Genomic DNA, 21,519 nt, shown 5'->3' on the forward strand with positions numbered 1-21,519 from the left:
GGGTCACACCTGCGTACACCTGATCCGAGCTGAATGAGATCAGCTTGGCCCCGGTGTCCCGTGCAGCTTTTGCCATCCAGACAGGCAGTTCGACGTTGGCACGCTGGGATTCCTCCGGGTGCTGCTGGCAGTAGCCGGTATCGGACAATGCCGCCAGATGAAGGATGACATCCGGCTGCACGGTTTCCACAAAACGGCGAATGGCGGATTCATTGGCAGCAGCCAGAGATCCGCGCGGGAAAGTAATAAGCTCTGCACGACCCTGCCACTGGTGCAGTACCCGGGAACCCACAAAGCCGGAGGAGCCGGAAATTAAGATCTTCATGCTCAGTGCACCAAAAACAGTTCCAGCACAAGCACCACGGCACAGCAGGAGACGGACACCTGAAACAGACTGGCTCCGAACCATGCGGCGGCGATGCCCACGACCAGCGCGGCGGCACCGGCAATGGGGCTCTGGGTGGCGTTGATGATGGCCGGGAAGGTCATCACGGCCAGCGTCACATAGGGCACATAGTAGAGGAAGGACTGGATGAACTGGTTTTTGATGGGTTTGCGGATAAGGGTCAGCGGCAGCACACGGATAGCGTAAGAAACGGCGGCCATCACGGCGATATAGACCCAGTTATTGTAGGTCATGCCTGCACCTCCTCAGTTCCGGCAGTTTCCGGTGCTTCGGGTGTAACAGGGAACAGAACGGCTGCCCCGCAGGAGATCAGCACCGTCAGCAGGATGGTGCGGGTGCCGTCCGAAAGGGAAGCGATGCCGGGCAGGCAGCCGCAGGCAAAGCTCAGGGCAAAGCTCAGCATCACCAGCACGGCAACGACCCTGTTCTTCCGGGCGGGGGGAATGATGATGGCCAGGAACATGCCGTACAGGGCCACGCTCAGGGCGCTGACCACACGCACCGGCAGCAGATTGCCCGCAATGATGCCCAGCGCTGTGCCCATGGCCCAGGCGGGGGCCGCCAGAGCAATGGCACCGTAGGTGTAGAACGGGTTCAGATAGCCTGGCCGTGCGATCGTGATGCCAAACAGCTCGTCGGTGACATCGTAGCCGATGATGAGCCGGTGGAAGAACGGCGTGCCGGGGGCAAATTTCTGGGCCAGAGCGCAGCTCATCAGCAGGTAGCGCGCGTTGGCGATCAGGGTGATGATGGCAACTTCCAGATAGGTGGCACCGGCAGCGATCAGCGAAAAAGCTGCATACTCACCGGCAGAAGCATTGTTGAACAGGCTTGCAAAAAAGCCCTGAATGGGGGTCAGCCCCGCATTGCGGGCTGCAATGCCCAATGAGAACGAGACAGCAAAATAGCCCAGCGCAATGGGCACACCATCCCGCATCCCTTCGCAGAATACCTTGCGGCTGAATGCGTAGGGCTTTTGAGTGGTTTCCATGAGTGGTTACTCCTTTCCTACTTCAAGACACGAAAATAAGTATAGCACATCCGGTAGGAATTGACAAAAGAAAAAGGCTCAGGTTTCGATCAAAAACCTGAGCCTTTTTCAAAGAAGGGAGCGTGGCTTAATCCACAACATCCTCAAACTGGCTGTTGTACAGGTCAGCGTAGAAACCGCCGGCCTCAATGAGCTGGTCGTGGGTGCCCTGCTCCACAATGTCGCCGTCCCGCATGACAAGGATGAGGTCTGCATCCCTGATGGTGGACAGGCGGTGGGCGATGACGAAACTGGTACGGCCCCGCATCAGGTTGTCCATAGCAGTCTGGATGCGCTGTTCGGTGCGGGTGTCCACACTGCTGGTGGCCTCGTCCAGAATCAGGATGCGGTTGTCGGCCAGAATGGCCCGGGCGATCGTCAGCAGCTGCTTCTGGCCCTGACTGACGTTGGAAGCGTCCTCGTTCAGCTCCATCTGGTAGCCGCCGGGCAGGGTGCGGATGAAGTGGTCGGCATTGGCGGCCTTGGCGGCGGCAATGACCTCTTCATCGGTGGCATCCAGACGGCCATAGCGGATATTCTCCATGATGGTGCCCTTAAACAGCCAGGTGTCCTGCAGTACCATGCCAAAGCCCTCGCGCAGGGCACTGCGGTCAAAGTCGCGGATGTCGTGGCCGTTCAGGGTGATGGAGCCGGAATCAACATCGTAGAACCGCATGAGCAGCTTGACCATGGTGGTCTTGCCGGCACCGGTGGGGCCGACGATGGCGACCTTCTGGCCGGGCTGCACCTTACAGCTGAAATCGTGGATGATGGTCTTTTCGGGCACATAACCGAACCGGACATGGTCAAAGGTGACCTGGCCATCGATGCAGGCAGGGTCTGCCCGGCGGGCAGGGTCGGCCAGCTGATCCTCTTCGGGCTCGTTCAGGAACTCGAACACGCGCTCGGCAGCGGCGGCCATGCTCTGCAGCATGTTGGACACCTGTGCCAGCTGCTGGATGGGCTGGGTGAAATTGCGGACATACTGGATAAAAGCCTGGATATCGCCGATGGTGATGATGCCGTTGGCGGCAAAGATGCTGCCGACGATGGCGACAGCCACATAGCCCAGGTTGCCCACAAAGTTCATAATGGGCTGCATCAGGCCGGAAAGGAACTGGCTCTTCCAGGCGGATTCAAACAGCTTGTCGTTGGCGGCGTTGAAGTCCTCCAGCACGGCGGCCTCCCGGTTGAAGGCCTTGATGACGTTGTGGCCGGAGTAGACCTCCTCCACCTGACCGTTCACAACGCCCAGGGTGGCCTGCTGGGCCTTGAAGTATTTCTGGCTGAACCTGACCACCAGCATCACCAGTACCAGAGAGACGGGCAGGATGAGCAGTGCGATCAGGGTCATTTTGGGGCTGATGGACAGCATCATGATCAGCACGCCGATCATGGTGGTAATGCTGGTGATGAGCTGGGTCACGCTCTGGTTCAGGCTCTGGCCCAGGGTATCCACATCGTTGGTGATGCGGGAGAGCACCTCGCCGACCGTCCGCTTTTCAAAGTAGGCCAGAGGCAGGCGGTTGATCTTCTCGCTGATCTGGCGGCGGAAATCGTAGCAGACCTTCTGGGAAAGGCCGGTCATCAGCCAGCCCTGAATGAAGCTGAATGCTGCGGAGCAGAGGTACATGGCCAGCAGGGTGAGCAGGATCTTGCCGATGTAAGCAAAGTCGATGCTGCCGATCCCCCGCAGCTTGGCGATCCAGCCGGTGGCAAGGGCCGTGGTGGCCTTGGCCAGAATTTTGGGGCCTGCGATATTGAAGATGGTGGAAAGGATGGCAAAGACCATCACAACGATGAGGGAAAGCTTATACTGGCGCAATGCGCTGAGGAGCTGCCGCAGAGTGCCCTTGAAATCCTTGGCGCGCTCGGTGGTCTGTTTTCCGGGTCTCGGCATATCACTCATCCTCCTTTCCGGTGTTCAGGTCTTGCAGGTTGAGCTCCTTCTGGCTCAGCTGGCTCCTGGCAATCTCCTGATATTCAGGGCAGTTGGCCATGAGCTGCGCGTGAGTGCCCTTGCCCACCAGCCTGCCGTCGTCCAGCACCAGGATCTGATTGGCGTGGAGGACGGTGGAAATGCGCTGTGCCACGATGATCACAGTGGCGTTGTCAGTCTCTTCCTTCAGCGCACGGCGCAGGGTGACATCCGTCTTGTAGTCAAGGGCAGAGAAGCTGTCGTCGAACAGATAGATCTTCGGCTCCTTGGCAATGGCGCGGGCGATGGAGAGCCGCTGCTTCTGGCCGCCGGATACGTTGGAGCCGCCCTGTGCAATGGGGCTTGCATAGCCCTCGGGCTTTGCGTCGATGAACTCGGTGGCCTGTGCGATGGAAGCCGCCTTCTTCATGCCCGCATCGGTGATCTGCGCACCGCCGAATTTCAGGTTGCTCTCGATGGTGCCGCTGAACAGAACGCCCTTCTGGGGCACATAGCCCAAAAGGCTGTGGAGCTGCTCCTGCGGCATCTCCCGCACGTCGATGCCGTCGATGGTCACGCGGCCGCCGGTGACATCATAAAAGCGGGGAATGAGGTTGAGCAGGCTGGATTTGCCGCAGCCGGTGGAGCCGATGATGGCTGTGGTCTCGCCGGGATTTGCGGTAAAGCTGATGTGCTCCAACGCGTCACTGTCGGCACCGGGGAAGCGGAAGCTGACATCCTCGAACCGGACCACGCCATCCCAGTCCTTCTTTTCAAGGGCGGGCTTTGCGGTGGCAGCGTCGGGATCATGGATGGAAGCCTTGGTGCGGCAGACCTCGTCGATACGGTCAGCAGCCACACCGGCACGGGGAAGCATCACGGCCACCATGGCCAGCATCAGGAAAGACATGACGATCTGCATGGTGTAGGTGATGAATGCGATCATCTCGCCCACCTGCATGTTTCCGGCATCCATGGCCTTGCCGCCGAACCAGACGATGAGCAGGCTGGTGCCGTTCATGATCAGGGTCATAAAGGGCATCATGGCCACCATGGCGCGGTTGGTGAACAGCTGGGTGCCCATCAGCTCCCGGCTGGCAGCATCAAAACGATTTTCCTCAAAGGATTCGCGGCTGAATGCACGCACCGGCATCACGCCGGTCAGGATCTCGCGGCTGACGAGGTTCAGCTTGTCCACCAGGGTCTGCATGATCTTGAACTTGGGCATGGCGACGCTCATCAGAACCGTGATGAGCAGAAGCAGAGCGGCCACGTCCAGCACGATGATCCAGGCAAGGCCGGTGTTGCCCTGGGTGACGTGCATCACGCCGCCGATGCCCAGAATGGGAGCGTAGGCCACCATGCGCAGCAGGATGACACAGGTGAACTGCACCTGCTGGATATCGTTGGTGGTGCGGGTGATCAGGGAAGCGGTGGAGAAATTCTCGATCTCCGCGTTGGAAAAGTGGATGACCGAGGAGAAGGTCTCTCTGCGCAGCTCCCGGCCGATGGAAGCCGAGACGCGGGAGGCGATCAGGCCCACCAGAATGGCAACGACCACCATCAGCAGGGTCAGGGCCAGCATCTGGCCGCCCACACGGAAGAGGTAGGCCATCTGTACATCATGGGAAACGCCCTGTGCCTCATATTCCAGGCTGACCAGCAGGGTGGCCTGACTTGCCATGCTGGAAAGGGTGGTCTCGTCCACCTGTTCCATGGCGCTGGCCAGCTGCTGCTGGATCATTTCCCGGGAAAAACCGGGCATTTGGGCCATGGCTGCGAACTGGGCACAGACGGCATCCAGATCTTCCGCCGTGGGAGCAGCGGTCATGGTCTCTGCTTCAACCCCGGCAGTCTCGTCCTCGCTCTGGTAGCCGGACAGCGGAGCCATGGCGGCAGCGTTCTGCCCGGCAGGGGCGTTGGCATTCTGCGCCGCCGCCATATACAGCACGATATCCGGTGTGGTAACGGCATCCTCCAGAGCCGTGCGCTCGGCATCGGTCAGGTCACTGCGGAGTTTCAGAACACCGTCGTCCTGAAGATAATATCCGTAGGCATTCTGCAGCGCGTCTGCATCCTCTTCGCTCATCAAAAGCGAGAGGGCATCCAGTGTGCTTTGGCGCACGGTCTCCGGCAGGGGGCTTTCGATGCCGCCCTGCTGGATGCCGGTGTCCACGATCTTGCTCGTGTAATCCGGCAGGGAAAGGTCGCAGTAGGCTTGTACGAACAGCAGAGCCACCACGGCAAGGCAGGCAGCCCAGTGGCGGGCCAGCTGCTTGAAAATTTTACCCATTTTCGTTTTCTCCCTTCAATTTTGCTTGTTGCTCCGCATTTTCCGCTTCCACAGCCTCCAGCAGTACACCGGTCAGGGAAAACAGCTGCTCCCGCTGCTCTTCCGGGATGCGGCAGATGACCCGCTCAAAGTAACGGCTGATGGCGGCCTCGACCTGGCGGCTGGCATCCAGCCCCTTTTCCGTGGGGCGTACCAGCGTTTTGCGGCGGTCATTGGGGTCTGTGATCCGCTCAATGAGTCCATCCTGCTCCAGCTGGCGCAGCGCGCGGGAAACAGCGGGCAGGGGCTGTTTGACGGCGGCAGCCAGATCGGAAACATAGATGGTGCCATTCTGGCCATGCTCTTCAATGGTCATCAGCACGCCTTCCAGCATGATGAAATGACACTTGGGGCAGCTTTCCAGTGCCATTTTGGCACCGCGTTTGCCTTCTGTGCTCAGCCGATGTAGATAATGGACCAAGGCGAACAGTTCCGGTGCGCTCTTCTGCGGCATACGATCCCTCCTTATCACTTAACAGATACAAATGCTTAACACATGATAACTATTTGCTGATGACAATAATATACCCGCCTGCATCGGAATGCAAGCGGGTAAAAATGAACTTTTTGAAAACTCTGAAGATCCTGCGCATCAAGGAGAAAAAATCACTCGTGGAGCTGACGTTCTTCCACCAGACTCTCTCGTTTGCTGCTGATACGTCCCAGCCCGTAGGCCAAAAACGTGGCGCAAAGCAGGTTCAGCCATGCCAGCGACGCACCGCTGAAGGTGTTGGTAACGCCTATGAGAAGGTTTGCCAGACAGAGTAGCCTCACCATCTGTCCAATTTTGTTCAGGTGGGAGATACGGGAATCCACATCCGAAAACATATCAAAGGGACCTAGCTGGGCGCTACGGCGGAAATATCCCCAACTGAAGCAATGCCCAACGCTCTGTGCTTCCAACTCTTCCATGAAACTTTCAAAATCCGGGGAACTGTCCAGCATGGCAAGCCGGATGATGTACTGGCCGGGTTCCGTCTTTTCAAAGGTGTAGGTGCAGAACCCGGCATTCTGCAGGGCCCAGCCCTCCTGCGCCATTTCGTTGAGCCAGCGTTCTTCTTTTTCAAATTCCCAGACCCAGAAATTCCGATGCAGCGTTTTTGTTTCACTCATACCTGTTCCTCCTGTAAAATGGCGCGGCCATTGGCAGCAAGCTCCTCCAGCCGGATCAGCTCCTGTTTGAGCACCTTCAGCCCGGCGGAGGTCAATTGGTATTCTTTTTTGCGGCTCCCGCTTTCCATGGGCAGGGGAGAGATCCACCCCTTTTCGCACAGGGCATTCAGGGCACCGTACAGGGTTCCGGCAGCCAGCCGTACCCTTCCGCCGGAGAGCTGCTGGGTTTCCTGCATGATGCCGTAGCCATGCCGCGGATGATAGAGGGAAAGCAGGATGTAGTAGGTGGTTTCCGTCAGTGCCGGATTTTCCATTATATCACCTCGCTTTGTATCGCTATGCGATATATCATGGATGTATTATATCGCTTCTCGATATAACTGTCAAGGGGCTGAAAATAAAAAAGCTCTCCCGGAGGGGAGAGCAAAGACAAACAACCAGAGAAAATCGGTCAACGATCGTGGAACAGTCGGTTATCCACCCAGATGCAGACGCAGGCACCCAGCACCGAGATAACAAAGGAGCTGATGCTGCCGGTGGCATGGATGCCGATGAGACCGAACAGGAACTCACCCACAAAGCTGCCCAGAATACCCAGCACAATGTTGCGGCCGGTGGAGGTCTGGGTGCCCATGAAACGGTTGGCGATGTGACCGGCCAGAGCGCCTACCAGCACGCCCACGAGCAGGGAAGCCAGCAGGCCAATCAGAGAGAACAGGCCCATCAGCACGCCCACCAGAGCGCAGATCAGGGCAAGAACGATCAGGATAGACAAAGTGATCATACAGAAGCCTCCTTGGTTTCTTTTGTAAGAACGGCATTTTCTGCCGCGTACCGGCAGATGTCGTTCAGACAACACTTTTCACATTCGGGTTTGCGGGCGTTGCAGACAGCCCGGCCATGCATCACAAAGCGGTGGCACAGGTCACTGCCTTCCTCCGGCGGAATGATCTTCCACAGGGCCATCTCCACCTTCTGCGGCTCCTTGATGCCATCCACCAGCCCGATTTTATTGCACAGCCGGATGCAGTGGGTATCTGTGACGATAGCGGGTTTGCAGAACACATCACCCATGATCAGGTTGGCGCTCTTGCGGCCCACGCCGGGCAGTGCCAGCAGCTCTTCAAAGGTGGTGGGCACTTTGCAGTTGTATTTATCCCGCAGCACTCGCATACAGGCCGAGATATCCCGGGCCTTGCTGCGGCCCAGCCCACAGGGCTTGACAATGGCTTCGATCTCATCGGGCTCTGCCGCAGCCAACGCTGCTACATTGGGGTATTTTGCAAACAAGTCCTGTACCACAATGTTTACCCGGGCATCGGTGCACTGAGCCGCCAGCCGGACACTGACCAGCAGCTGCCAGGCGTGGTCGTAATCCAGCGTGCAGGCTGCATCTGGATATTCTGTTTTCAGCCGGTCGATGACCTGGAGCGCCAGCTCCTTTTTGGCAGAGAGATCTTCTGCCGCAGCAGCTTTCTTCATCTGAACCCCTCGTTTCCCGTAAATGTACTATGATAATAGCATGTTTCGACTTTTTTGTAAATGGGGTTTGTGACATCCATCTGAGAATGATTTTCATTATTGCTCTTGCTGTTCGTGTAAAAATGAGGTATACTATTTCTATATAAGGCCCATGCAGAACAGCAGGGCAGTACAGGAGGGAACGCCCGATGAATGAACCGCTGGCGCAGCGTATGCGCCCCAAAACGCTGGCCGAAGTCTGCGGCCAGCAGCATCTGCTGGCCCCGGGGCGGGTGTTCCGCCGCACCATCGAGAGCGGCCGCATCCCCAACATGATCTTTTACGGCCCATCCGGCACTGGCAAGACCACTGTGGCCCGCATCATTGCCGAGAACAGCGGCATGACGCTGCACAAGCTCAACGGCACTTCCTGCGGCACGGGGGATATCAAGGCAGTGCTCAAGGATATCGGCACACTGGCTGGGGCGGGGGGTATCCTGCTGTACCTCGATGAGATCCAGTATCTGAACAAGAAGCAGCAGCAAAGCCTGCTGGAGTGCATTGAGGACGGAACTGTGACCTTGATCGCCTCCACTACCGAGAACCCTTATTTTTACATCTATAATGCACTGCTTTCCCGCTGCACCGTGTTCGAGTTCAAATCGCTGACGGCTGCGGATGTGGAGCAGGGGCTGCGGAACGCCCTGAAAAAGCTTTCGGAGAGTGAGGGCACGCCCATCCGGATGGAGGACGATGCCTGTGCCTATCTTGCCGAGAGCGCGGGCGGCGATCTGCGCAAGGCACTGGGCTGCCTTGATTTTGCAGTGACGGCGGCGGCTCCCGAACCGGAGGGGAAGCACATCACGCTGGATATGATCCAGCAGGTCACCCGCCGCACTGCCATGCGGTACGACCGGGACGGCGATGACCACTATGATATCGTGTCGGCTTACCAGAAATCCATGCGCGGCTCCGACCCGGATGCAGCGCTCCACTATCTGGCCCGGCTGCTGGAAGCCGGGGATCTGCCCTCGGCCTGCCGTCGGCTCATGGTGTGCGCCTGCGAGGATGTGGGCCTTGCCTACCCGCAGATCATCCCCATCGTAAAGGCGGCGGTGGATATCGCCAACGCGGTGGGCCTGCCCGAAGCGAGGCTGGCCCTGGCGGATGCAGTTGTGCTGGTGGCGACCAGTCCAAAATCCAACAGCGCCCACGATGCCATCAACGCCGCCATTGCGGATGTGCAGGCCGGGCGCACCGGGCCCATTCCCCGCCAGCTGCAGAACAAGCACTATGACGGCGAGGATGCGCTGGTAAAGGGTCAGAATTACAAGTATGCCCACGATTACCCCAACCACTGGGTCGAGCAGCAGTATCTGCCGGATGTGCTCAAGAACACAAAATACTACACCTTTGGAGAAAACAAGAACGAGCAGGCCTCCCGCGCATATTGGGCGCGGATCAAGGGCGAAGAGAACGTATAAAGGGAAGAGAAGGAGAGAGGAAGATGCGTTATTCCAAACAGCGGGAGCTGGTGCTGCACACCGTGGAGCAGCTTTGCGACCACCCCACCGCCGAAGAGATCTTTGATAAGGCGGCCCCGGAGTGCCCGGGCCTGAGCCTGGGCACTGTCTACCGCAACCTGAACAGTCTGGTGGAGGCAGGCATGGTGCGCCGGGTGTCCATTCCGGGCAGGGCGGATCGTTTTGATCACACCCTGTGCTGGCACAGCCACCTCTACTGCACGGCCTGCGGCGGCGTAGTGGATGCCGATGTGGATGAGAAACAGGTGATGAGGCTGGTGCGCCGCCAGAAGGATGTTGTGGTGCAGGACTGCGCTGTGGTGCTGTTCGGCCTGTGTGAAGCATGCGCCAAAAAGCAGGCAGAAGGCTGAATTACCCCGAAGGATTCTGAAATTTGCGGTTTCCCACTTGCCCTTATGGCAGAAAGAGGGTATACTAAAAAGAGCTTTTGAAAAATAAGGATGGTTTTTATTGGAATACATTAACTTTGAACACAACGAAACGGCTGCGGAGCTGGTGCGTGCGGCTTACGACACCCCGCCGCTGGCCTTTGTACACAGCTATGGCTGTCAGCAGAACGTCAACGATGGCGAGCGCATCAAGGGCGTGCTGGTGGATATCGGCTACGGCCTGTGCGATAAGCCCGAGGATGCAGACCTCATCCTCTTCAACACCTGCGCTGTGCGGGAGCACGCCGAGCAGCGCGTGTTCGGCAATGTGGGTGCACTGAAGGGCCTGAAGGAGAAAAAGCGCGGCCTGATGATCGGCCTGTGCGGCTGTATGGCCAACCAGAAACATGTGGTGGAAAAGCTGCGCAAAAGCTATCCCTATGTTGATCTGGTCTTTGGCGTGGATGGCATCGATACGCTGCCCCAGCTCATTGCTCAGAAGCTGCAGAAGCATAAGCGCGTGCTGATGGAGCCTGCCCAGCGCCCGGTCATCGTGGAGAACATCCCCATCCGGCGCGAGAGTGAGTTCCGCGCCTGGCTGCCCATCATGTATGGCTGCGACAATTTCTGCACCTACTGCATCGTACCTTATGTGCGGGGCCGTGAGAAGAGCCGCAAGCCCGGCGATATCCTGGCGGAGTTCCGGGGGCTGGTGGAAGCCGGATACAAGGAAATCACTCTGCTGGGCCAGAACGTGAACAGCTACGGCAAGGGCCTGAAAGAACAGGTGGACTTTGCTGATCTGCTCAATCTGCTCTGCACTGTGCCCGGCGATTACCAGATCCGCTTTATGACCAGCCACCCGAAGGATGCCAGCCACAAGCTGATCGACACCATTGCGGCCCAGCCCCACCTGTGCAAACACCTGCACCTGCCGGTGCAGTGCGGCTCGGATGAATTGCTGAAAAAGATGAACCGCCATTACACCATCGGGCAGTACATGGAGCTGATCGAGTACGCCCGCAAAAAGGTGCCCGGCATCACCTTCTCCAGCGATATCATCGTGGGCTTCCCCGGGGAAACGGAGGAGGATTTCCAGGGCACGCTGGAACTGGTGAAGAAAGTCGGCTACATGCAGCTGTTCACCTTTATCTACTCCAAGCGCACCGGCACCAAGGCAGCGGAAATGCCCGACCCCACCCCTCGCGCGGAGAAAACCGACCGGATGACCCGTCTGCTCAAGGTGCAGGACGAGATCGCAATGGATCTGGTCCGGCAGCAGGTGGGCCAGACTGTCCGGGTGCTGGTGGAAGGCTATGGGCGCAGTGATGGCACCCTCTCCGGCCGGTTGGACAACAACCTGACCGTGGAGTTTGCCGCAGACCCCGCCCTGATGGGCAGCTACGCACAGGTGCACCTGACCGGTGCCCGCGCCACTGTCCTGCTGGGCGAACTGGAAACGTGATCCCGGGGCACACCGGCCCCAATGATAATGTAACTATAAAAACAAACACATCAAAGGAGATTTTTGATTATGGATTGCATCGATCTGTTCAAGCGCGCCGCCATGGCACTGCAGACTGACCCCCGTTACCTGGCTCTGGATCAGGCCCGCAAGGCAAACGACAAGGATGAGGAGCTGCAGAATCTCATCGGGGAGTTCAATCTGGCCCGCATGGATCTGAACAACGAGATCAGCAAGAGCGAGCGCAGTGATGAGCGCATCGCCGAGCTGAACACCAAGGTCAACGACCTGTACGGCAAGATCATGGCTGACGAGGGTATGACTGCTTACAACGAGGCAAAGCGCGACTGCGAGAACCTGGTCAACTACATTGATGCCATCATCAACACCGCAATGAACGGCGGCGACCCCATGACCGTGCAGGAGCCCAGCGAATCCTGCACCGGCAGCTGCTCCACCTGCGGAGGCTGCCACTAACAGGTAAAATGAGAACGCGGCTGCAAATCGCAGGCCGCGTTTTCCTTCCATTCGCAGTTACTTACTGCAAACCGACGGAAAGAAGCAAAGCGGCATAGCCCGCAGGAAAGGTGAACGATTATGGCAGAACTGTCGCCCATGATGCAGCAGTATATGGACATCAAGAAGCAGTATAAGGACGAGATCCTGTTTTACCGCATTGGCGACTTTTACGAGATGTTCTTTGACGATGCGCTGACCGCCTCCCGGGAGCTGGACCTGACCCTGACTGGCAAGCAGTGCGGCATGGAAGAGCGTGCCCCCATGTGCGGCGTGCCCTTCCACAGCTACGAGGGCTATGTGGCCCGCCTGATCGCCAAGGGATACAAGGTGGCGATCTGTGAGCAGATGGAGGACCCGTCCAAGGCAAAGGGACTGGTCAAGCGCGATATCATCCGGGTGGTCACGCCGGGCACTGTCATCGAGAGCAGTATGCTGCAGGATGACAAAAACAACTACATTGCAAGCATTTTTCTGAAAGGGAATGCGGCGGGCATCTGTTTTGCCGATGTTTCCACCGGCACGGCCCATATCACCGAGCTGAAACGGGAGAAGATCGTGCCTGCCGTGATCGCGGAGCTCTGCCGCTACCATCCCAGCGAGGTGCTGATGAACCCCGGAATGCTGGACTGCCGTGAGCTGACCGGCTATATCAAAAAGAATATGACCTGCTCTGTGGAGCTGGTGGAAGAGGAGCGCTACGCCCCGGGTCTGGTGGCCATCTCGCTGGAAAATCAGTTTGGCCGCAATTGGGATGAGACCACCGCTATCGACAAAAAAGGTCTGGTGCGGTTTGCCATGGCCGCGCTTCTGGAATACCTGCACACCACCCAGATCAAAGGTGTGGAGCGCCTGAAGACCGTCATCAGCTACAACGAAGCCCAGTATATGCAGCTTTCGCCTGTGACGCGGGCCAACCTTGAACTCACCGAGACCCTGCGGGGCCGCGAGAAGCGGGGAACCCTGCTCTGGGTGCTGGACAAGACCAGCACTGCCATGGGCAAGCGTCTGCTCCGCACCTGGATCGAGCAGCCGCTGCTTTCCAGCGATGCCATCAACCACCGTCTGGATGCTGTGGAAAGCCTGGTCAATCAGACCGTACAGCGCGGCGATCTGATCGAAGAACTGCATTACATCGCCGATCTGGAGCGTATGATGACCCGCACGGTCTACGGCTCGGCCACGCCCAAAGAGATCTATGCCATGGCACAGACCTGTGAGCGCCTGCCCAGCCTGCGCCAGCAGGCCGAAAGCTGCGGCTGCGCCGAACTCAGCGAGATCGTCTCCAGGATCGACCCGCTGAGCGATATCAAGGACAAGATCTATGCCGCTGTGGACCCTGACGCACCTTCTACCCTGAAGGATGGTGGTGTCATTGCCAAGGGCTACCACCCCGAGGTGGACGAGCTGCGTTCCATCCGCGATAACACCAAGGGCGTGCTGGCTCAGCTCGAGACCCGTCTGCGGCAGGAGACCGGCATCCCCAAGCTGAAAATCGGCTATAACCACGTGTTTGGCTATTTCATCGAGGTCAGCAACTCTTATAAGGCACAGGTACCGGAGAGCTACATCCGCAAGCAGACCCTGACCACCGGCGAACGCTACATCACACAGGAGCTCAAGGAGCTGGAAAATAAGATCCTGGGTGCTCACGAGCGGCTGATCGCTCTGGAACACCGGCTGTTCAATGAGCTGCTGGAAAGCATTGGTGCCCAGCTCGACCGCATCCAGCGTACAGCCAACGCCGTGGCAGAGCTGGACGTGCTGGCCGCTCTGGCTCAGGTGGCAGCAGAAAACAACTACTGCCGCCCCACTGTGGATGAGAGCGACCAGCTGACCATCGTGGAGGGCCGCCACCCTGTGGTGGAGCAGATGCTCAAGGGCAGTCTGTTCGTACCCAACGATACCACCCTGAACTGCGGCGAAGATCGCTGCCTCATCATCACCGGCCCTAACATGGCGGGCAAATCGACCTATATGCGCCAGAATGCGCTGATTGCCCTGATGGCACAGATCGGTTCCTTTGTTCCGGCCAGAGAGTGTCATGTGGGTGTAGTGGATGCCATCTTTACCCGTATCGGCGCGTCGGATGACCTTTCGGCAGGTCAGTCCACCTTTATGGTGGAGATGACCGAGGTGGCAGAGATCCTGAAGAACGCTACCTCCCGCAGTCTGGTGGTGCTGGATGAGATCGGGCGCGGCACGTCCACCTTTGACGGTATGAGCATTGCCCGCGCCGTGGTGGAGCACATCAGCGACCCTGCCAAGGGACTGGGCTGCAAAACCCTCTTTGCCACCCATTACCACGAGCTGACGGACCTTGAGGGCACCATCAGCGGCGTGAAAAATTACAACATTGCGGTGAAAAAGCGGGGTGAGGACATCACCTTCCTGCGCCGCATCGTCCGCGGCCCTGCCGATGACAGCTATGGCATTGAGGTGGCAAAGCTGGCCGGTCTGCCCGGCACCGTGACCCGCCGCGCCCACGAGGTGCTGCGCGCACTGGAAGCCACTGCCCCCAAGAACAAGGTGGAGCAGATGGACTTTGATGCGCTGCAGGAGTATAACTCTCCCGCAGTGCCCAGCGAGGTGCTGGAAAAACTGGATGCGCTGGATGTGGAAACGCTGACCCCCATTGAAGCGCTGAATTTCCTGTACGAGCTGAAAAAGACCTTGAAGGGCAGCCTGAACGGCTGATTTCCTGAAAAATCCTAAAAAACAGGGGAGGGAACGAATATGGCAGTCATCCATGTTCTGGACAAGCACACGGCGGAGCTCATTGCAGCCGGTGAGGTGGTGGAGCGGCCTGCTTCCGTGGTGAAGGAGCTGCTGGAAAACGCCATTGATGCCGGGGCAAGCCAGATCACCGTGACCATTGAATCAGGCGGCGTGAAGCTGATCGAGATCAGCGACAACGGTTCGGGCATTGAAGCAGAGTATATCCCTACGGCATTCATCCGCCACGCCACCAGTAAGATCCAGACGGAGGATGATCTGAATCATATCCACACCCTGGGCTTCCGTGGAGAGGCGCTGGCTTCCATTGCCAGCGTGGCGCGGGTAGAAGTGCTGACCCGTACTGAGAACGACGAGTGCGCCTCCGTCTACCGCATCGAGGGCGGCGAGGATTATCCGCTGGAGCCCGGTGCACGCGGCGTGGGCACTACCATCCGGGTGCAGGATCTGTTCTACAACACCCCGGCCCGGATGAAGTTCCTCAAAAAGGATTCCAGCGAGGGTACCTTTGTGGCGGATATCGTGGCCCATGTGGCCCTGAGCCACCCCGAGGTCAGCTTCAAGTTTGTCCGGGAAGGCAAGCTGCAGTATGTCACCCCCGGTGATGGCAAGCTGCGCAGTGCCGCCTACGCGGTGCTGGGCCGGGAATTCAGCCGTGACCTCATGGAGCTGGACAATCAGGAAGGGGTGTACCGGGTGTGGGGCCTCATCACCCAGCCCAGGAGCTGCCGCGCCAGCCGCAGTATGCAGTATTTCTACATCAATGGGCGCTATGTCCGCAACCGCACCATGATGGCAGCCATGGAAACAGCGTTCAAAGGCACCACGATGCAGGGCAAGTTCCCTGGAGGAATCTTGCTTCTGGAAATGCCCGCTGACCTTGTGGATGTCAATGTCCACCCGGCCAAGACTGAGGTGCGCTTTGCCCGGGAAAACGATATCTTTGACCTCGTTTATCACGCTGTCAAGCTGGCACTGGCCCAACCGGGCACCGGAGAGCGGCGCTTCGCCTTTGAAGAGGATAAAAAAGATGAAGAATCCAACGAATTGGAAATAAATGATAACACGATAGAAAAAGATGTAAAGAAGAATGACTTTACAGGGCTTTCCGCCATCATTCCGGGCCAGGCCGAGCCGGGAACGCTCCATGAGCATACGCCTCAGCCCCAGCGGAGCTTCCGGAGCTTCACTCCGGCACCGGCAGCAGTACCGCTGTCCCGTCCGGCACCTGCAAGCCACCCGGATATCCTGCCTGTGCCGGGCACTTCCGAGGAAAAGCCGACAGAGCACAGCTGGACAACGGTTGCATCGGGCCTGCCCATCCGGCAGGATGCCACCCTGCACAGCCCAGCACCAGCTCCCACGGTGAGTGAGCCTGAAGCACCCGCCTTTGCCGCAGCGCTGGGAGAAGGTGCATTGGACATTGAACCGGACAGTGCAGATCTGCCCGAACATCAGGACCACATGGCGGCATGGGATCCTGCCCCCAAGGAGGAAATGCCTGCCGCCCCAGCTCGGCAGCAGACCTCTGCTGCCGAGGATACGCCGGAACAGCTGGGCTTTGATGTGCAGGAAGGCCCTGCCCCTCTGCGCTATGTGGGTGAGATCTTCAAGACCTACATCCTCGCTGAGCGCGGGGAGGAAATCTGCATCATTGATAAGCACGCCGCCCACGAGCGCCAGCTTTTCGAGAAGCTGGCGGCAAACTATGGAGATGTTCCGGCCCAGCTGCTGCTGGAGCCGCTGGTGGTGGAGCTGTCGGCGGAGGAAAAGACTGCCCTCCTCTCCAACCTTGAGCTGCTGGAAAGCGCAGGACTGGAGATCGATGACTTTGGCGGCAACAGCGTGTTCCTGCGCTCTGTGCCCGCGGATGTGGAACAGGGCAGCGCTGAGGATCTGCTGGTGGAGCTGGCAGATAAGCTCTCCAAGGGCAGCCGCGATGCCCTGAGCGAAAAGACCGAGTGGGTGCTCCATTCCATCTCCTGCCGCGCGGCCATCAAGGCGGGGGATAAGACCTCCCCGCAGGAGCTGATGGCATTGGCTGAAAAGATCCTCTCGGGCGAGGTGCCGCCCTTCTGCCCCCATGGTCGGCCTTGTGTCCTTAAATTGACCCGGAAGGAGCTGGAAAAGCAGTTTGGACGGATCGTGTAACAATAAGCACCCGGTGCTGGCCGTGGTCGGCCCCACGGCTTCCGGCAAGACCGCGCTGGGTGTTGCACTGGCCGAGCAGTTCGGCGGGGAGATCATCAGCGCCGATTCGATGCAGATCTACAAAGGGCTTGATGTGGGCACCGCCAAGGTGACCCCCGAGGAGACTCGCGGCATTCCGCACCATGGGGTAGATATCCTGCAGCCCGATGAACCGTTCAGCGTGGCAGATTTCACCGCGCTGGCCGGGGCGCTGGAGCGTGAGATCTCCGGCAGAGGACATCTGCCCATCCTCGTGGGCGGTACCGGGCTCTATGTCCAGAGTTTTTTGTATGGTGTCCGCTTTGCTGCCGAGAAAACGCCGGACGGTTTGCGGGAACAGCTGGCCGCAGAACTGAATGAAAAGGGTCCGGAAGCCATGTATGCGGAGCTGCAGGCGGTGGACCCCGAAGCGGCGGCAGCCATCCATCCGAACAACCATGTCCGGGTGCTGCGGGCGCTGGAACATTACCGCGCCACCGGCAAAAAGCTCAGTGAGCAGAAAGCAGACTCACTCCCGCCCGAAAGGCCCTACCGTTCTCTGATCCTTGGGCTGGATTTCCCGGAGCGCGCCCAGCTCTACCGCCGCATCGACCTGCGGGTGGATCTGATGATGGAGCAGGATCTGCTGAACGAGGCAAAACGTGTGTGGGAACACCGGGATACCTATAAGACGGCGGCCCAGGCCATCGGATACAAAGAATTCTTCCCCTACTTTGCGGGGGAGAGCGCGCTTGCCCCTTGTGTGGAGAAGCTGAAACAGGCTTCCCGCAACTATGCCAAGCGCCAGCTGACCTGGTTCCGCCACATGGAGGGTATCTGCTGGCTGGATGCCTCGGCCCCGGATGTCCGGGAACAGGCTGCACGTCTCACAAATGAATTTTTAGCGAAAGGATGAGCGATATACAGGAAGAAAACCGCGAGGGCATCTCCGGCGCACTGAAAACGCTGGCCGCTGTCGTTATCGTGTTTTTGCTGCTGGCGGCATTGTATGTGGGCTATCAGGCAATGCAGGTGCTGTTTCCGCCCAATACCTACGAGACCGCCCTGCTGGCTACGGTGGAGGACACCGTGGATGCCGAAGGAGTGCTCCTGTTTGAGGAAAGCTACGTTGCGGGCGGCGGCACGCTGGGATATCTGGTGGCAGACGGCGAACGTGTTTCGGCAGGCACAGCGGTAGCTGAGATCTACAGCGATGCAGCGCAGGCTACCCTGCGCCAGCAGCTGACCCAGATCAATGACCAGATCGACCTGCTGCAGCGCTCCCAGAACACCACTTCGGTGCAGCTGGAATCCCTGCGCAAGAACCGTTCCGCCGCTCTGTACGACCTGATGGATTCGCTGGATGCGGGGGACTACGAGGATACCGATGCGGAGAAGGAAAACTACATTCTGGCCCAGAACAAGCTCTGGGTCATCACCGGCGAGGTGGCCAGCTTCTCCGACCAGATTACCGCGCTGACCCAGCAGGCCACCACGGTGCAGTCTCAGCTGGGCAATCCGTCCCAGATCACGGCCCCGCAGACGGGCTATTTCATCCGCAGCTCCAGTTCCGGGCGGCTGAACGCAGGTTCTGCCGATATCCTTGCGCTGGATGCAGCCAACCTGAAAGCTTACGTCGAATCCTCCCCGGAGATCGCGCTGGACGGCTGCGCGGGAAAGATCGTTTCAGGTTTTACCTGGTACTATGCCGGGGTATGCTCGGCCAAACAGGCGGAAAAGCTGCTGGGCAGGGACGGCAAGCCCTTGACCAAGAGCGTTGAGATCCGCTTTCCCGGTCAAGTGGAAACGCCCCTCAAGGCAAAGGTCAGCGAGGTGAACATTGATGCGGAAAACGATATTGCACGTTTCGTCCTCTCCTGCGAGATCATCAACGGCGATGTGCTCCGGCTGAACTGTGCCGATGCCCAGATCATCGTGGGACGCAACACCGGCCTGCGGGTGCCTGCTGCCGCGGTGCACTACCTCAAGGAGGACGGCTCCGAGGCAGAGGGTCAGGGTGAGAACTACATCCCCGGCGTGTATGTGAAGTACGGCAACCTGGCCCGCTTCTGCCGCATCGACCCTGTGGACGATGCCCACCCGCAGATCACAGACGGTGACGACCTCATCGTTTTGCCCAGCGGAACGGCTGGTTCTGTCAGTCAGGTTCGGCTTTATGACGAGATTATTGTCTCCGGACAAAATTTGTATGATGGAAAACTTTTGTAGTTATTGACATCTGCGGCAAAAAATCCGATAATAGTAAAAGCTATTTGCATCTCTTTTGCAAAAGGCGCCAGGCAGCTGCGGCTGCCTGAATGAAAGGAGCAGATACTATGTCTTTCGTGGATAGTCTCAAAAAGGGCCTTTTTGGCGGTGAGGACGATTACGACGATCAGTACATCGACGACGGCCCCCAGATGGTGAACAACAACAGCGGTCTCGGCGTTGGCATGGACGATGCAGAGGAAGAGCCGGTGGAGGGTGCCCAGAAGAAGAACAAGGTGGTCAACATCCACGCCACCACCCAGCTCAAGGTCGTTCTGGTAAAGCCCGAGCGCTTTGAGGATGCCAGCACCATTGCAGACCACCTGAACAACAAGCGCACGGTCGTGCTGAATCTGGAGTCTACCAACAAGGAAGTTTCCCGCCGTCTGGTGGATTTCCTGTCCGGCGTGGCTTACGCCAACAACGGCCAGATCAAGCGCGTTGCCAACAGCACCTTCATCATTACCCCGTACAATGTGGACATTATGGGCGATCTGCTGGACGAGCTGGAGAACAATGGCGCGTTCTATTGATCCTGCTCCCAGGGCAGTGCGGGGCTTTGTGCCCGCCCGCACCGATGAAGAGCGCTTTCTGATGCGGCATGTAGAAGATCTGGCCCGCGCGGCCGAGGGACGCGGCATTGCCCGCTACTCCGGCTTTTTGAGCGACAGGGAACAGGATCTGGCCCGCGCGGCGCTGAATCGTGCCGATGTGCCGGAGAGCGACCATCATTTTGAGGGCGGCTGGCCCGGGGCAGAGCGGAAGCTGCTCTGCCTGGAGCCGGAGGGCTGCTACCCTGCAAGCCCGCTGTGCTGCGTGAAGCTGACCTGCCGTACCCTTTCCGGGGCGGCACTGCCGGGCCACAAGGATTATCTGGGCAGTCTGATGGGGCTGGAGCTGCGTCGGGAAGCGCTGGGAGACATCGTGCTCCCGGCCGATACACCGGGCACTGCCTATGTCTTTGCGCTGGAAACGGCGGGGGAGCTCATCTGCCGGGAACTGCTGCAGGTGGGCCGGACAGAGGTCACCACCACGCTGCTTTCGCTGGATGAGGTGCCTGAATTCCCGCAGGCAGAGCGCAAAACGCAGACAGCCACCGTGTCCTCTTTGCGGCTGGACGCTGTGCTTGCGGCCATGCTCCATTGCAGCCGCGGGCAGGCGTGTGAGTGGATCGCGGCGGGCCGGGTGGAGATCAACCACCTGCCTGCAGAGAGTGCCCACGCCCCGGTGTATGAGGGTGATGTGTTCACGGTGCGCGGAAAGGGACGCTTTGGCCTGACGGCCCTGCCCGGAAAAAGCAAAAAAGACCGATCGATCATCGAGTTTTTTCAATATTGAATGAAAAGGGAGGAAACCACTATGCTGACCCCGCAGGATGTGCGTGCTGCACAGTTTGAAAAGAACATCCGCGGCTACCGGACCGAAGAGGTGGACCGTTTCCTGGATAAAGTAGAGGAGCAGCTGAAGCAGGATGAAGATCAGGCTGAGGAGCTGCGCCGCCAGATTGCTGAGCTGACCGCCGAGAATCAGCGTCTGCACAAGGAAATGGAGAGCTACGAGGCTGACGGCGATATGCTCAAGAGCGCGCTGATCAATGCCCAGCGGATGGGTGAGAATGTCATCCGGGAAGCAAACCAGAAGTCGGAAGAGATCCTGCATCGCGCAAATCTGCGCGGTGATGATATTATCCGTGATGCCAACGAGCTGCTGCAAAAAGCCAGTGACCGCGCGGATGAGATCATCAACGAGGCAAACGAGAAAAAGCTTGCCCAGGAGCGCGAGTATGACCGCGTCCGGCTGGAAGTGACCCGCTTCAAGTCCGATGTGCTGAACCTGTACCGCAGCCATGTTGAGTCTCTGAGCCGCCTGCCTGAGTTCCAGAAGGAGGAGCCCGCTGAGGATGCTCCTGCCGAGGATGAGGCTGCAGCCGCCGATACCACTGCCGCCGCTGTGACCGAGGAGATCGCCGAGGCACAGCCCGCTGCAGCGGATGTGGATGCTGAGGACGAGACCCCTGCGGATGAAAAGACCAGCGAGGAGTTCTGGGCACAGGACGAGAGCCAGCTCAAGCTCGACCCGCCCCCGGCCCCTGCCGCCGAGGATGAGGCTGCAGCGCCGGACTACGCCGCTTTTAAGGGCGTGAAGTTCAGCGAGTGATCCCAAAGCGTTTTAGTAAATTAGAGGAGTGTGTAA

General features: G+C 58.7%; 21 protein-coding genes. 11 read left to right on the forward strand and 10 right to left on the reverse strand.

All coding sequences use genetic code 11. From position 1 onward, the window contains the following. From J3351_RS00005 to nth, 10 genes are all read right to left on the reverse strand, one after another. Window positions 1-325: sugar nucleotide-binding protein (locus tag J3351_RS00005; RefSeq protein ID WP_207696820.1), on the reverse strand; the 325-nt coding region annotated here is incomplete at its 3' end. 2 nt (window positions 326-327) lie between these two features. After that, window positions 328-639: an AzlD domain-containing protein gene (locus tag J3351_RS00010; protein ID WP_005934408.1), complete on the reverse strand. Its 312-nt coding sequence runs from the start codon at window positions 637-639 to the stop codon at window positions 328-330. Beyond that, window positions 636-1,397 carry an AzlC family ABC transporter permease gene (locus J3351_RS00015; RefSeq protein WP_156058160.1) on the reverse strand — a complete coding sequence of 254 codons (762 nt, stop codon included), beginning with the start codon at window positions 1,395-1,397 and terminating at the stop codon, window positions 636-638. The genes J3351_RS00010 and J3351_RS00015 overlap by 4 nt, the downstream gene beginning before the upstream one ends. Window positions 1,398-1,524: 127 nt before the next feature. Beyond that, window positions 1,525-3,336 (reverse strand): ABC transporter ATP-binding protein, encoded by a 1,812-nt coding sequence (locus J3351_RS00020; RefSeq protein WP_207696821.1) that lies wholly within the window; start codon window positions 3,334-3,336, stop codon window positions 1,525-1,527. A 1-nt stretch (window position 3,337) separates the two neighbouring features. Continuing rightward, complete coding sequence (locus J3351_RS00025) at window positions 3,338-5,647, reverse strand: ABC transporter ATP-binding protein (RefSeq protein ID WP_207696822.1); 2,310 nt, start codon at window positions 5,645-5,647, stop codon at window positions 3,338-3,340. Next, window positions 5,640-6,140 carry a MarR family winged helix-turn-helix transcriptional regulator gene (locus J3351_RS00030; RefSeq protein WP_242699241.1) on the reverse strand — a complete coding sequence of 167 codons (501 nt, stop codon included), beginning with the start codon at window positions 6,138-6,140 and terminating at the stop codon, window positions 5,640-5,642. The genes J3351_RS00025 and J3351_RS00030 overlap by 8 nt, the downstream gene beginning before the upstream one ends. A 152-nt stretch (window positions 6,141-6,292) precedes the next feature. Further along, window positions 6,293-6,799 (reverse strand): DUF2812 domain-containing protein, encoded by a 507-nt coding sequence (locus tag J3351_RS00035; RefSeq protein WP_097771920.1) that lies wholly within the window; start codon window positions 6,797-6,799, stop codon window positions 6,293-6,295. Continuing rightward, window positions 6,796-7,113: a PadR family transcriptional regulator gene (locus tag J3351_RS00040; protein WP_207696823.1), complete on the reverse strand. Its 318-nt coding sequence runs from the start codon at window positions 7,111-7,113 to the stop codon at window positions 6,796-6,798. The genes J3351_RS00035 and J3351_RS00040 overlap by 4 nt, the downstream gene beginning before the upstream one ends. A gap of 137 nt (window positions 7,114-7,250) precedes the next feature. Continuing rightward, complete coding sequence (locus J3351_RS00045; RefSeq protein WP_005934393.1) at window positions 7,251-7,583, reverse strand: GlsB/YeaQ/YmgE family stress response membrane protein; 333 nt, start codon at window positions 7,581-7,583, stop codon at window positions 7,251-7,253. Beyond that, entirely contained in the window at window positions 7,580-8,281 is a 702-nt protein-coding gene (gene nth, locus J3351_RS00050) for an endonuclease III (protein WP_098922255.1), read from the reverse strand. The genes J3351_RS00045 and nth overlap by 4 nt, the downstream gene beginning before the upstream one ends. A gap of 188 nt (window positions 8,282-8,469) precedes the next feature. On the opposite strand from nth, the gene J3351_RS00055 reads away from it, so the two are divergent. The 11 genes from J3351_RS00055 (at window position 8,470) to J3351_RS00105 (ending at window position 21,483) form a co-directional block, all read left to right on the forward strand. Further along, window positions 8,470-9,744 (forward strand): replication-associated recombination protein A, encoded by a 1,275-nt coding sequence (locus J3351_RS00055; protein WP_005934388.1) that lies wholly within the window; start codon window positions 8,470-8,472, stop codon window positions 9,742-9,744. Between the two features lie 23 nt (window positions 9,745-9,767). Beyond that, a complete protein-coding gene (locus J3351_RS00060) occupies window positions 9,768-10,154 on the forward strand; it encodes a Fur family transcriptional regulator (protein ID WP_097771183.1) in 387 nt (128 codons plus the stop codon). Between the two features lie 100 nt (window positions 10,155-10,254). After that, entirely contained in the window at window positions 10,255-11,637 is a 1,383-nt protein-coding gene (miaB, locus tag J3351_RS00065; protein ID WP_207696824.1) for a tRNA (N6-isopentenyl adenosine(37)-C2)-methylthiotransferase MiaB, read from the forward strand. Window positions 11,638-11,706: 69 nt separating this feature from the next. After that, on the forward strand, window positions 11,707-12,114 hold the full coding sequence (locus J3351_RS00070; protein ID WP_005934385.1) for a YlbF family regulator: 408 nt from the start codon (window positions 11,707-11,709) through the stop codon (window positions 12,112-12,114). Between the two features lie 120 nt (window positions 12,115-12,234). Continuing rightward, on the forward strand, window positions 12,235-14,850 hold the full coding sequence (gene mutS, locus J3351_RS00075; RefSeq protein WP_207696825.1) for a DNA mismatch repair protein MutS: 2,616 nt from the start codon (window positions 12,235-12,237) through the stop codon (window positions 14,848-14,850). Window positions 14,851-14,889: 39 nt separating this feature from the next. Beyond that, the gene (mutL, locus tag J3351_RS00080; protein WP_207696826.1) at window positions 14,890-17,040 is read left to right on the forward strand and encodes a DNA mismatch repair endonuclease MutL; all 2,151 of its coding nucleotides are present in this window, start codon (window positions 14,890-14,892) and stop codon (window positions 17,038-17,040) included. Window positions 17,041-17,053: 13 nt separating this feature from the next. Next, entirely contained in the window at window positions 17,054-17,974 is a 921-nt protein-coding gene (miaA, locus tag J3351_RS00085) for a tRNA (adenosine(37)-N6)-dimethylallyltransferase MiaA (protein WP_207696944.1), read from the forward strand. Then, entirely contained in the window at window positions 17,971-19,287 is a 1,317-nt protein-coding gene (locus tag J3351_RS00090) for an HlyD family efflux transporter periplasmic adaptor subunit (protein ID WP_207696827.1), read from the forward strand. Before miaA ends, J3351_RS00090 begins: the two co-directional genes overlap by 4 nt. A 107-nt stretch (window positions 19,288-19,394) precedes the next feature. Continuing rightward, window positions 19,395-19,859: a cell division protein SepF gene (locus J3351_RS00095; RefSeq protein WP_035394461.1), complete on the forward strand. Its 465-nt coding sequence runs from the start codon at window positions 19,395-19,397 to the stop codon at window positions 19,857-19,859. Further along, on the forward strand, window positions 19,843-20,664 hold the full coding sequence (locus J3351_RS00100; protein WP_154276089.1) for an RNA-binding protein: 822 nt from the start codon (window positions 19,843-19,845) through the stop codon (window positions 20,662-20,664). The genes J3351_RS00095 and J3351_RS00100 overlap by 17 nt, the downstream gene beginning before the upstream one ends. A 21-nt stretch (window positions 20,665-20,685) precedes the next feature. After that, a complete protein-coding gene (locus J3351_RS00105) occupies window positions 20,686-21,483 on the forward strand; it encodes a DivIVA domain-containing protein (RefSeq protein WP_117504161.1) in 798 nt (265 codons plus the stop codon). Window positions 21,484-21,519: the final 36 nt, after the last annotated feature.

This window comes from Faecalibacterium sp. Marseille-Q0746, from assembly GCF_017377595.1.
In the GTDB taxonomy this organism is placed as follows: domain Bacteria; phylum Bacillota; class Clostridia; order Oscillospirales; family Ruminococcaceae; genus Faecalibacterium; species Faecalibacterium duncaniae.